This is a genomic window from Geomonas paludis (assembly GCF_014193585.1).
GTDB lineage: Bacteria > Desulfobacterota > Desulfuromonadia > Geobacterales > Geobacteraceae > Geomonas > Geomonas paludis.
In genome coordinates, this window is the sequence record NZ_BLXY01000016.1 from 65,948 (window position 1) to 79,032 (window position 13,085).

Below are 13,085 nucleotides of genomic sequence, written 5' to 3' on the forward strand. Positions count from 1 at the left end.
CCCCGCTTGGAAACTACCAGGACGGCGTCTCTTTGTAATGGCAATCAACGTTGGAGCAGGTCTTCGGCCTGGTCGCGGATGCTGTACCGACGAGACCGTTGTAGACCGGCAGCGAACCGCCGAACTGGCGGGCCGGAGTGATGGAAATGGTGCGCCCGGTGCCGGGGATGGCCTCGCCCATGTTGTGGGAGGCGCCATTATGGCATACACCGCAGACCTGTGTCCACGAGTTACCGACGCCGAAGGCATCGGAGGCCGGGGTCAACGTCACGTTGTAGCGCGTCTTCAGGTACGCGATGTGTTTTTCGTGCGCGCCTTTGCCGGTGACTACGCCGGAGCGCTCGGGGAACGCGGACCAGGTGCCGACGTCGTAGCCGTGGCAGGTGTCGCAGTTGCCGGCCCCGAACTTGACGCCGTCCATGTGGCGTCGGCCGGCCACGGTGCCGCTGCCGTCGCCGTTGTGACCGTGGCAGCCGGAGCAGTCGGTCACGTCGGTGTTCATGCCGTTATGGGTGCCGGCCGGCTCGAACCCGGTGTTGCCAGGTACCTTGTGGCAGACCTGGCAGTTGGCGACCGACTTGGTGCCGCTCGCGACGTAGTTCGCGCTGGTCCAGGACGGGAACACAGCAGTACCGGCGTTGGCTGCGAGCAACGTGCCGCCGGTAGCCGACGGGTTGTGGCAGTAGGTGTTGTTGCACTTGGTGCCGGTGTAGCTGGCGGCCATGGCGCCGTTCTTCGTGGCCATACCCTGGAACACCGGGACGGAGTTCGAGTTGATGTGGTTGAAGTTGGTCGGCAGCGGCCCGTGGCACGACTGGCAGGTGTAATCGACCGTCGAGTAGTTGCTGAAGCCGTTCAGCCTCTGCAGGTGAGCCTGATGCGCGCCGACCTTGGGATCGTTGCTGACCTGGCCGATGCCGGCTACGGTGCCGGTTAACCCGTTGGCGTTTCTGGGCGGCGCCACCACGTAGCGGTTGTCCGGGGTGATGGTGGCGGTCTCGGTGCCGTGGCAGCCGGTGCAGCTAAGACCCGCTACGCCGAAGCCCTTGCCGTGCTTGTGGCAGTCGATGCAGTCGCGGCCGTCGGTGCCGAAGTGGTTGCCCAGCGTGGCCGCGGTGGAGTACGGATGTGCCTTGGTGCCGCTGACGCCGGCGGCGTCATAGGTATGGCAGATCTCGCAGATCTTGTCGGAGCTGGCCCTCGGCGTCGCGCCGCCGTCCCAGCCCGGAACCGGCTGGGTTTTGCTGGTGCCGGCGGTCCTTCTGTAGTTAATCGGCTGCCCGGCGCCCGGGAGTTGCCCCTTGCTGGTGTCGGGTGCGGTGACGGTCTCGCGGATGCGATTCACGTTGCGGGTCGCGGCGCCGCCCTGCACGTGGCAGGTGGTGCAGTCGAACTCGCCGTAGCGTGCACCGGGGATACCCCAGCCACCGTTGGCACTCCACTTGGTGGAGCTGGTGCTATCCGAGTTGTGCAGCATCGGGTTGTTCACGGTGGAGGTGACCACCTTGTTGGCCGGCGCCGTATGCGATATTGCGGAAACGCCTACCGTGGTCTGGTTGATGACGTTTTTCGCCGCGGTTGACTTGGCGGAAACGGTGAGGGTCACCGAGCCAAGCTGGCCGGAGCCGAGCGAGAGGCTCGGTGCGCTGAAGCTGGACGCATTGAAGTCCGTGGAGTTGCTCTCCGCCGGAATGGCCAGGTTGTAGGTGACCGCGCTGCAGCCAGCGCCGGAGTCGGTGTTCTTCACGGTGACGGTGTACTTCATGGTGCCGCCGCGGTTGAGGTAGCCGGAGTCGGGGCCTACGATCAGCAGCGGGGTCTTCGGCGTACACGCCACCACGTTGAGGGTGGTCTGCACGTCGCCCGTGGTGACCGCAGCGTGGTTCGCGTCGGCCACGGTGAAGGCGCGGGTCTTGCTCATACCGCCCACGTGGTCAACGGTAGCCTTGACGGTAACGGTGGTGGTGACCTGGCCGCCCGGCGGCAGGGTCAGAGCCGAGTTGCCCAGGGTCGGCGGATCGAAGACGTCGAGCGCGTCGGTGTCGGAAACGCCGAGGTTGAAGGTGGTAGCCCCGCACCCGCCGTAGTCGTTGTTGATCAGTTTCAGGTTGTAGACCGAGGTGCCGCCGTCCGCGCTGATGGTGGAGGCGATGCCGCCGGTCGGGGTCAGCAGGGTCAGCGTCGGATCATTGCGCACGCAGGCCGCACCGGTGGTGAAGGTCATCGGCGTGGTCAGGGCGGTCTGGTTGCCTAAGCTGTCCTTGGCCCTGACCTGCCAGGTATAGGTAGTGCCGTAGCCAAGCCCTGCCGGCGCCCAGTTGTTGGCGGCGATCCAGCCGGAGTTCACGTTGTAGGACACGCCATCGGTGATGGTGAAGTAGTAGGTGACGCCACCCACCCCGGCGTCGGTCGCGGTCGATGCCTGCAGCGCCACGTTGAGCGGCTGGTCGGTGGAGGTGTCCACCGGCGAGACCGCGGTGAGGCCGGTCGGCGCCGTGGCGTCGACCACTACGGTGCGGGTGAGCCCGGAGACCAGCGAGACGTTGCCTGCCGCATCCTTCACCCAGGGATAGAGGGTGTAGGTGCCGTCGCTCGCCACGGTGTAGGTGGTCGGAGCGGTGGCGCTCCACCCTGCCGCACCGGCGGCGGGCTGGGTGCTGGTGGTGGTGATCAGGTACCGCGACACCGAGGTGCCGACGTCGGTTCCGGTCAGTGCCGCGATCGGAATGTTGCGGCTGCCCGACGGGGTGTTCACGGTGAAGGTGGCGACGGTCGGAGCGGTCATATCGACCACCACCGTGACCGGGGTGGCGTACAGCGGGGAGACGTTGCCGCCGCCGTCCTTGGCCCACGGATAGAGGGTATAGGTGCCGGCCGCGGCCACCGTGTAGCTGGTGGGCGCGGTAGAGGTCCACGCCGCGTCAGTGGCAAGCGGAGCGGTCGAGCTGGTGGTGATCATGTAGCCCGCGACGCCGCTGCCGCCCACGTTGTCTGTGGCAGCGAAGGAGGTGATGGGCACCGCGAGGGTGTTCACCGGGGTGGTGGCGGCGAAGCCTGCGCTGACGGTCGGGGCCACGGCATCCGGACTGAGCGGCGTAAGGGCGGCGGTCCAGACGTCGGTCGCGTTGTAGTAGTTAACGTAGGTGTCGTACTCGAAGATCTTGTAATAGTAGGTGGTGCCGTTCACCAGACCGACGCTGTCGGTGAAGGTGGAGGCGTTGCCCACGTAACGCACGGTGCCGCCGGTGCCGAAGGCGGTGCCTGCGGTGTAGCTGGTGCCGTCCACCGGCTTGGTGGTGTCGGTCTTGGCGCCGGCATAGCGGACGATGACCACACTCTGGCCGGCGGTGCCGTAGGTCCAGTTGAGAGTGACGCTGGCGTTGCCCGCGGTGGTGGTCCCCCAGGTGGAGGCTGCATGCGTGTTGATCAGGGTCAGCGTGGTGTCCGCCGTGTCGGTGCCCGAGAGCACGTTGGCACTGGTGATGGCGGTGACGTTTGCCGTGGTGGCTGTGTTCCCGGCAGGGGCGCCGGCCGCACGGGTTTTGTAGGTCACCAGGATCTTGTAGTTGGCCGCCGTATTGGTCACCGGGATCGGCGTACCGCCGGAGAAGCTCCAGGTATTGGAGCCGGGGTTGTTCACCGTGGCGAAGTACTGGGTGGTCCCGGCCTCGTTCCAGATCTGCATGCTGGCGATGGCCGCCTGGTTGGTGGTGGTGACGGTGAGGCCGGTCACCGAATCGGTGGTCCCGGCGGAACTGGTGACCAGCGAGAAGCCGTCGATCTTCTGGTTGGCCGCGCCGGGCGCGACGTTGGCGGTGGTACCGATGGTGCCGTTGCCAAGAGTAGTCGTGGCAGGGCTGAGTCCGATGACGGCAAACCCGTATCTTGCGCTGGTCCAGGTCGGGAGCGGATTCTCGGTACCGCTGGCTGTGATAGGTTTGGAGCCGACGGCATCCTCGTACAGGGTACTGTTGGCAGTGTCGAAGTGCTCCGTGTAACCAGCGGGGAGGGAAGCTGCCAAGGCGCCGTTTACGTTGGAGCCGTAGATGGCCGTACCGCCGGCGGTGACGTTGATGGTGCCACTGGTCGGGGTGGTGGCCGAAGTGTCCGAAGCGACTGCGCGGGAGCCTGTTGTGGGCGTCCCCTGATTAACGTTGGAGTAGAAGGCGGCGGATAGCCCGACGCCAGCCGACGGGGTGGAGTTCCAGGTTACCGCGAAGGACGGGGTGGTCCCGGTCGCGGCTGCGATGCCGGTCTCCTTCAGGTAGCCGAACCAGACCTTCTGGCGGCTGGTGGTGTCGGTCGCGACGATCTTGGTCAGCGTCTGTCCACCGTAGGTCACCGTCGGGGTGAAGGTAGTAATGGCCGTACCGTACTCCGCCACCACTTTCACCACGAGAAGGCGGTTGCTCCCCGCTCCCTTGGCCAGGGTCATGGCCGGGAGCGTGGAGGTGGTGCCGGTGCCGAGGATGGCCCACTGGGTCTGCACCGCTACCGCGGCCTGGGCATCCTGAGCCTGCTTCATCTGCAAGAGGAGCACGGTCGCCAACATGGTGAACATGGCGATCAGGCAGGCTTTCGCGCCCCACCCCATACCCCTGATATTTTTAACGATCACTTTTCCCATGTCAGTTCACCTGCCTTTGCACTCGATGTGTCTTGGTTGCTTGCATCAGTGTGATACACATTCATGCCCCCCTATTGCGGCAGCCCGACGTGGCAGGCTGCGCAGGCCAGCGGCCCCTTGGTGCGCCACTCCATCTGCGTGCCGTTGTGGCAGGCGACGGTGGAGCAGGTTCCGCCGACGTAGCTCGGGGTGGTCCGGGCCTGGTCGTAGGAAGCGGCGGTTTTGTAACCGTTCACACGGGTCCAGGAGGTGTAGATGGACTGGACTGCATCGACACCCGGCCTGAGCTGCGCCTTGGACTTGATGTTGAACGGACTCATGAACACCACGTCGACGTCGCCGTTGATGTGGGCCTGGTTGGTGGCCAGTACCTGCAGGTTGCCTTTGAGCGGTGCGGAACCGCCGTGGCAGCTGGAGCAGACGCTACCCTTGTCGTTGTAGCCGACGGTGACGGTGGCGTTGTGGCACAGGTTGCAGTTGAAGGTGGTCGAGGTGTTCGGGTCGCCGTGTGCGGCGCCGGAGCCTACCCCGCCAGCCACCGGGATCCTCGCGCTGTAGCCGTCGAAGATGTCGGCGTAGTGGTTGCCCACCACGTGGCGGCCGTGAGCCGCGGAACCTTCGATGCCGGTGTTCGGCGAGTTGCCGTGGCACTGGGCGCACTTGTCGACGCTCGCCCACGGGTTGGTCGCGTACCAGTTCGGGGTGGTCTGGAACACGTACTGGTTGGTGGTCGGCGACACGTAGCCGTTGGAGTGGCAGTACACGTTGGAGCAGACCACGTTGCTTCCCATGGTGTAGCTGACGACCCAGGGGCCGCCCGCCTTGTTCTTGGTCTTGACGGTGCCGGCCAGGCTGTGGCTCGGGTCGAGGTCGAGCTCGACGGTGGAGTTCTTGTGCGTGCCGGAATCCATCGGGTGGCAGAAACCACAGCCGTATTTCGGGAAGCCGTCCTTGTACTCGATGGAGTAGATCCACGAGGTATCGATGAAGTCCCCGTTGGAGAGCTTCTTGCCCGCCAGGAACAGTTCGGCGTCGGTGTGCATCTTGTGCGCGCCGATCAGCTCCTTGTTGACGCAGGTCGGATCGTTCTGCGCGCAGGCGTTGACCGAGGAGTGGCAGCCGAGGCAGTCGTCGACGGTAACTTCGATGGAGCCGTTAAGGTGCTTGCTCTTGTCCACGAAGGCGACGTTGGACTGCGCCACGTGGTTATGGCAGGCGGAGCAGTTGGTGCTCGTGGTGTGCGGGTATGCCGGCGGGTTCATGTGGCACTTGCCGCAGCCGGTACCGCCCAGGTAAGCCGGGTCGTTCCAGGACGGAGCGGAGCCGCTACCCTGAGCGGAACCGTCACCCTTCCTGAGACCGGCGTGGCAGTAGGTGTTGTTGCAGATCCGCCCGGCGCTCACGTAATCGGGCGCCATGCTGGCCCCTTCCACGCCGCCTGCGATGCTCGGGTGGGTAGCCAGCGAGCCCCAGGTGAGGGTTGCCGGGAGGCCGTCCATATGACCCGCTGCGTCTACCGTCGCCGGTACCGAGTGGCACTGGTCGCAGGTGATCGGGTTGGAGTAGTTATGGGTGCCCGCCAGGTGCGACACGTGGGTGCCGACGTAGGGGCTCGCGGGGCTTCCCGCGGTGTCCTTGAAGGTCGCGGAGGTCTGCGCGGTGTTGGCCGAGCCGTGGCACTTCTCGCAGGTCGGCAGCGTGGTCGAGACGCCCCAGTTGCGGGTCGCGCGGCCGTGGCAGGCGCTGGTGGAGCAGGTGCCGTAGCCGTCGCCCGGGGTGTTGTCCACCTGCTGCGAGTAGGTGGTGCCGGTCGCCTTGGCGGTGAAGGCGAGGTTGATGGTACCGTTGGCATGCGGCGCCCCGGTGGTGTTGGCCGAGTAGCCGGCGCCGTGGCACAGGGAGCAGCTGTAGGCGGAATCCACGGTGTGGCGCTTGTGGCTGCCGATGTTCAGGTCGTTGGCGTTCTCCTGAAGGGCCGCCATGTCCTTGTGGCAGGAGGCGCAGGTCATCGAGCCGTTGGCGCCCCAAGCGGGGTTGCCGAAGGTGGTGGCGGCGCCGTTGCCGCCGGCTGCCTGGACGTTGCTGTGGCAGTAGGTGGAGCAGGTCTTGCTCGGTTCGGTGTAGCTGCCGCCCATGGCGAAGTCGACGTCGCGGACGCGGTTCACGTGGTTGGAGGAGTAGTCGCGCATCTTGGCGGCCACACCCTGGTCCACGGTGGTGTTATGGCAGTTGGCACAGCCGCGCGAGTCGGCCATGGAAGCGGTGTGCTTCTCGTGGCTGTTGGCGGTCTTGAGCGTGCCGTCGTACTTGTTGGCGTAGTTCGGCGCGCCGGCTGCGCTGGTCCAGGTGGCCCCTGCCGCGCGGCCGTGGCAGCCGTTGCAGGAGAGTTTGGCGTTGCCGGTCCAGGTCTTCTGGCCGGTCATGCTGACGAACACCGGGACCTGCTGGCCGGAGCTGTGGCAGTAGGCGTTGGAGCAGGTGCCGCCGCTGTAGCTGGCGCTGCCGCCGGCCCTGACGCCGGAGTAGTCCTTGAAGCTGTTCAGGTGGCCCGTGCCGGTGACCAGGGTGTTGCTGGCCAGGGACACGGTCTTCGCGTGGCACTCCGCACACATGAGGTTGTTGTCGCGCCCCATGGTGGTGTAGTTGTTCATGTGCGCCTGGTGCTTGCCGGTGGTCATCGCCGGAGTGCCCAGCCCTGCGGCGCCGCCGTGGCAGCCGGAGCAGTTGGCTGGCATGGAGCCGCCCCAGACCGGGGTCTGCGCCTGAACGCCACTGCCGTTGGAATGGCAGGAGTTGTAGCAGGTGCCGTCGTAGGTGCCGATCGGGTGCTTCACGACCGGAGAGGCGCTGTAGTTGATCGCCTCAACGGTGCCGTTGGCGTGGGTTAGGCCGCCCGAGACGCCGCTGGTCGCGCCGTTATGGCACTTGTCGCAGCCGGTGCCCGGCTGGGCCAGGTGTTTCGCGTGGCTGCCGGTGGCCGGCGCGCCGTTGGCGGCGAAGGCGCCGGTGCCCTTGTGGCAGGAGGCGCAGCCGGTGGTGCTGCCCCAGACCGGGGACTCCAGCGCGCTCTGGCTGTAGGGGTCGGCGTGGCAGGATGCGGTCAGACAGGTCCCGGTGTAGGTGCCCGGGGCATGCTTGACGACCGGAGCGCCGGTGTAGTCGTTGGTTACTTCCACCGTGCCGTTGGCGTGGGAAAGACCGCCGGTGACGTTCTTCTCGGCGCCGTCGTGGCACTTGTTGCAGGCCGAACCTGCGAGGGCCATGTGCGCGTCGTGGCTGCCGGTGGCGGGGGCGCCGTTGCCGGCGAACTGGCCGATGCCGTTGTGGCAGGCAGAGCAGCCGGCAGAGGTGCCCCACACCGGCGAGGTGGTCGACGCGGTCGAGTAGGGGCTTGCGTGGCACGAGGCCGTGGAACAGCTGCCGTAGCCGTTACCCGGGGCGCCGGCCTTGTCGTAGCTGCCGGCGGCCACATCTATGTTGCCGTCCGCGTGGGTCGGCGCGTTGTAGGAGGTGGGCAGCGCGTTCACATGGCAGTTGCTGCAATCACCGTTGGAGGCCAGGTGACGGCTGTGGCTGCCGGAGACAAGGGTTGCGGTCCTGTGGCAGGTGCCGCAGGCGCCGGAGGCGGCGTTACCCCAGTTCGGCGTCGCGTAATCGCCGGCGCCCAGGGGGCCGCCGGTCGCGCTCTGGCCGGAGCTGTGGCAGTACATGTTGGAGCAGCTACCCACTACCCGCGAGCCGCTCTGGCTCGGCAGGTACGCGAAGTTGGACCCGGCATAGGAGCCGACGGTCACGATTATGTTCCGCCCGGCGCTGGTGGCGTGCTGGAACGGCTTCGCGTTGAGGGTGTGATCCACGTGACACTTGGCGCAGACGGAGAGTTCGCTGCCGTACACCGCCAAGTGCTGGGAGTGGGCGTAACTGTCGGGCACCGCCTTGTGGCAGACCGCGCAGTTGGTCGCGTCGGGTTGATCGAGGGCCGTGATGCCCCATTCCGGAGTCGGTTGCTCGAAATGGCAGTTCACGTTGGAGCAGGTACCAAGGACCGCCGGCGGAACCGAGGTCTGGTTGAAGAAGCCCCTGCTGTAGCTGGCGCCCGCGTGACCATTCAGGTTCGGCTGCACCTGGATGACGCCGTCGCGGTGGCCGGTGACGGTCACCTGAGCGCCATGGCACTTGGTGCAACTCGTGGCCGACGCTGCCGCATGCGTCTGGTGGTTGCCGCGGAATGCACCGGTGTCCGGCTCGCGCTCACCGGTTGCCGAGTCAAGCGGAGGCATGGTGTGGCAGTCGACGCACGTGAGGTTGTATTGCGGCGCGGCCAGCGCCTGCGATGCAGCGAACATCACAATTCCGAACATCACAAGCGGAAGGAAGGCTCGGAAATTGCCATATCCAGGTCTGCGGTAGCTCTTCATGTTAAGCTCCTTCTGTAAACCCTTATCTAAATGCCTGAGACTGCCAATTTCCGGCGGGGGGGGCACCCCCCGCCGGAGCTTTTTAACATGCTTCTACTGCATTGGTAAAGCTACTTTTGCTATCAGAAACAGTTCTACCTTTCGATACTCCACTTCGGACTCGGCCTGAAGTGGCAGCTCACGTTGAAGCAGCTGCCGCTCTTGTTGGTCCCGCCGTTGACCAGCGCAGCGCTGGTGTAGGTGGCGAGGGCCTGGTCGGAGAAGCGGTACTGCGGGTCGATCTCGACGCTTACGCTGGTAACGTGGGTCCTGATGGGCAGGGCACGTGCGTGGGTAGCGTCGCCGCCTTTGTGGCAGGGGATGCAGTTCGCCCAGCCTTCGGACGGTTTGGCGTCTTTCTTGATGTGCGCCACGAGGATGTGGGCACCGCCGCCGCCGGAGTAGTCTTCGAAGCGGGCCGAGGACCAGCTCCCCTGCACGCCGAAGGTGATGGCGCTGATGGTCTGACGCGGTGCCGGCGGGTAGCCGTGGCAGGCGTCGCAACCACCGTTGGGCACGAACGCGAGGCCGGTGGCCGGGTTGTGCTGGTGGCACTGGGTGCAGTCCGTTGCGGAGTCGACGTGAGCGTCAGCCGGGACACCCGCCTTGGTGAAGTACTTGGTGGTGGTGTGGCAGACCTGGCAGACGCCGGTCTGGCCAGCGTTGGCGAAGGTGTTGTTGCCGGTGAAGCTGACTGCGGTGCCGTTGATGGTGCCGTTCACCATCTTCACGTTGGCGGTACCGTGGGCGTTGTGGCAGTCCGAGCACTGGGAGCCCAGGCCGGCAGCCTTGTGCGCCTTCACGTTGAGCGCCGCGCCGGTGACCTTGGCGGGGTTGGTGTGGCAGTAGTTACACTCAACGTTGGTGGCGCCGGTGAGGGCACCCAGCAGACGTTTCTGGTCGCCCAGGGCGCCGCTGATATGAGCTGCGGTGTTGTCGTGGCAGGCGGAGCAGGCCTGGGCGATGCCGGCCTTGCCGTGGCCCGCGGTTGCCGCCAGGGTCTTGTCAGGAGCGGTGATGCCGCCGATGACGGAGAGCTGGCCGCCAGCGGTCGAGTGGCAGCTTTCGCAGGTGACGCGACCGGTGGTCCAGTTGGTGCTCTGCTTGTGGCAGGTACCGCAGGTGCCGATCTTGTTGCTGCCGGCAGCCAGGTTCAGCGTGCCGTTGACGTGGGTTGCCGCGGTGCTCGAGGTGTGGCAGTTGGAGCAGGAGGTAGCCAGGGTCGAGCTGAACTTCGGACCGTAGGCTGCGCTGAAGTGCTGCGCGTGCGCGTTGGAGCTGATCAGGCCGCCGGTGGTGTTGGAAAGCGCGGTGTGGCAGGTACCGCAGGCGCCGGATGCCAGGTTGTTCCACTGCGGGGTGGCCGACATGTGGCAGGAGGTGGCGCAGGTCTTGGTGGTGGTGCCGCTCCAGGTGGTCACCTGGGCGCCGGCAATCTCGACGCTAGCGTCGCCGTGCAGGGCCTTGTTGGCGAAGCTGGAGCTGCCGGACACGGTGGAAGCGTGGCAGGTGTCGCAGGCATAGGCCTTGCCGGTCAGGGCCACGTGTTTGGCGTGGGCGTTGGTGGTCAGGGTCTCGGCGTCGCCGTGGCAGCCGTTGCAGCCAAGGGATGCGCCCCACTGTACGTCCGCCACGCCGGCCACGATGCCGTTGCCGCTGTGGCAGGATACCGCGGAGCAGGAGTTGCCGACCAGGGTGAAGCTCTTGCCGTTGCCGGCTTTGACGTCGCGTGCGTTGTTGGTGTGGGCGGTACCGGCCTTGATGCTGGTGCCGTTCACGGTGGTGTCGGCGTGGCAGCTGGCGCAGTCTGCGGCCGAAGCTACGTGGTTTTCGTGGCTGTTGGCGCGTGGCTGGCCGGCGCCGGCGTTGGAGTAGTTCGGCTCGCCGGCGACGGAAGCGAACGCCGGAGCGGCGTCGGAGCCGTGGCAGGACTTACAATCCAGGGCGGTGGAGCCGGTCCAGGTAACGCTCTTCATGGTGCCTTTGCCGTCGCTGTGGCAGTAGGAGGTGGAGCAGGTACCCGATACCGGGGTCCCGACCTTGCTGCCGGCTACGTCTTTGGCGTTGTTGACGTGGTTGTTGAAGTTGGAGATGGTGCTGTTGTCGGAAACGGTCGCGCTGTGGCACTCGACGCAGCCGTAGCTGGTGCCCAGGAACGCGGCGTTGTTCACGTGCTTGGCGTGGTTGCCCGACAGGGTGTTGCTGGTCGCGTCGCCGTGGCAGCCGGCGCAGGTCAGGGTGCCGCCCCAGGTCGGCGGGGTGTAGGTGCCGCGGCCGTTGCTGTGGCAGTAGACGTTGGAGCACTGGTTGGCAGCGAAGGTGCCGCCGGTGGCGAACTTCACCTCGATGGCGCGGTGGCCGGCCGAGGTGGCGTGGCTGAACGGCTTGGCCTGTACCGAGTGGTCGGTGTGGCACTTCCCGCAGGAGGTCACGCCGGTGCCGTAGTAGTTGGCGTGCTTGGTCCCGGCGGTCGGGTGGTTGCCGGTCGCAGGGGCGACGCTGTGGCAGGCGGAGCAGCCGCCCGGCACGGTGAGGGCCGCGCTACCCCAGGCCGGGGTCGCACGCAGGGTGCCTTTGCCGTCGCTGTGGCAGGCCGCGGTGGAGCAGGTGCCCATCGGGTTCGGCGGAACCGAGGTCTGGTTCACGAAGCCGGCCGCGATCTTCCTGGAGTAGCCGATGCCGTCGGACAGCTCGATGGTCTTGTTGCGGTGCCCCATCGGGTACCCGCTGACCTGGCTGCCGTGGCAGGTGACGCAGGAGCTGACCGCCGAGGTGGCGTGTCCTGCGTGGTTACCCGGCACAGCGCCGGTGTTGGGGTCCTTTTTGCTCGTTGCCGAATCCATGGGCGGCATCGTGTGACAGAAAGAACAGTCATAGTTGTACTGCGAGGCGGCTTGCGCCTTCCCCACAGTCAACTGCATCAGTGTCAGCATCACCAATGCCAACACAAACAGACATCGACCTCCATATTTTGCTGCCATCTTCTCCTCCTCTTTCTTTGGCCTGACAAAAAGTCGGGCCTTTATCCAAGCTGAATCGGTGTTCGATCCAGTTACTTGAGTAATTATGTGCAGGCCTTTTTTACCTTTCGGTGCTCCACCGTGCCGACGGGCTCATGTGGCAGGCGATGTTGAAGCAGTTGCCGGTCCTGTTGGCGCCCGGCACGCTGGTCAGCTTGGCGCCGGTGTAGATGGTGAAGCTGTTGGAGAAGCGCAGGCTGCTGTCTACGACCACCGTCACGTTCTCGATGTGATCCTTGATGGGGGTGGTCATTTGGTGTGACATCCCGGCGTTGTGGCACACCGAACAGTTGGCCCACCCTTCCGCCGGGGTGGCAAACGGCGAAATGTGTGCCGCCACGAGATGCGCGCCGCCGCCGCCCGAGTAGTCCTCGAAGCGGGCGTTGGCCCAGTTGGCGTAGCTGCCGAACGCGGTTGCCGTGTTCTTCGGCGCCGGCGGGTAGCCATGGCAGGAGTCGCAGGCGCCGCCGATCGGCTTGAATGCGCCCCCGACGCCGTTGTGCGGATGGCAGTCCAGGCAGCCCGAGGTGTAATGGCTCGACTCCGGAACGCCGGCGCGGTAGTGGTTGGTCTTGGTATGGCAGACCTGGCACAGGCCGCGGTTGGTGGTCGTCTCCACCAGCGTGTTGACCCGGTCGGTGAAGTAGATGTTGAAGCCCCTGATCTCGCCGCGGATCATGGAGAGGTTGCCGGTGCCGTGCGTGTCGTGGCATTCGCGGCAGGCGATGTCCGCGTTGTCCTTGGTGACGTGCGTGCCGAGGTTCAGGATGCGCGCCGGCACCACGGCGGCGTTGCTGTGGCAGGAGGCGCACAGCAGGTTGTCGTTGTTCATGAGCAGGCGCTTGCTGTCGCCGAGGGTGCCGGTGATGTGGGTCGCGTTCTGGTCGTGGCACACGGTGCACTGGTTGCTCACCGCGAAGCGGCCGTGACCCTTGGTGCCGAAGTAGGGCTTGTACGGCGCCTGGGTGCCGTTGGGGAGCT

The 13,085-nt window shown here is 65.9% G+C and carries 3 protein-coding genes and 1 pseudogene; all 4 read right to left on the reverse strand.

Annotated features, from left to right (window positions below; all coding sequences use genetic code 11):
- Positions 1 to 13: 13 nt before the first annotated feature.
- Entirely contained in the window at positions 14 to 4,627 is a 4,614-nt protein-coding gene (locus H7687_RS20100) for a CxxxxCH/CxxCH domain-containing protein (RefSeq protein ID WP_183350764.1), read from the reverse strand.
- Between the two features lie 71 nt (positions 4,628 to 4,698).
- Positions 4,699 to 8,973, reverse strand: coding sequence for a CxxxxCH/CxxCH domain c-type cytochrome (locus tag H7687_RS20105; RefSeq protein WP_246405030.1), 4,275 nt, complete (start codon positions 8,971 to 8,973; stop codon positions 4,699 to 4,701).
- Between the two features lie 206 nt (positions 8,974 to 9,179).
- Positions 9,180 to 11,927 (reverse strand): CxxxxCH/CxxCH domain c-type cytochrome, encoded by a 2,748-nt coding sequence (locus H7687_RS20110; RefSeq protein WP_246405032.1) that lies wholly within the window; start codon positions 11,925 to 11,927, stop codon positions 9,180 to 9,182.
- 238 nt (positions 11,928 to 12,165) lie between these two features.
- Positions 12,166 to 13,085, reverse strand: a pseudogene (locus H7687_RS20115) (cytochrome c3 family protein); the annotation flags it as partial.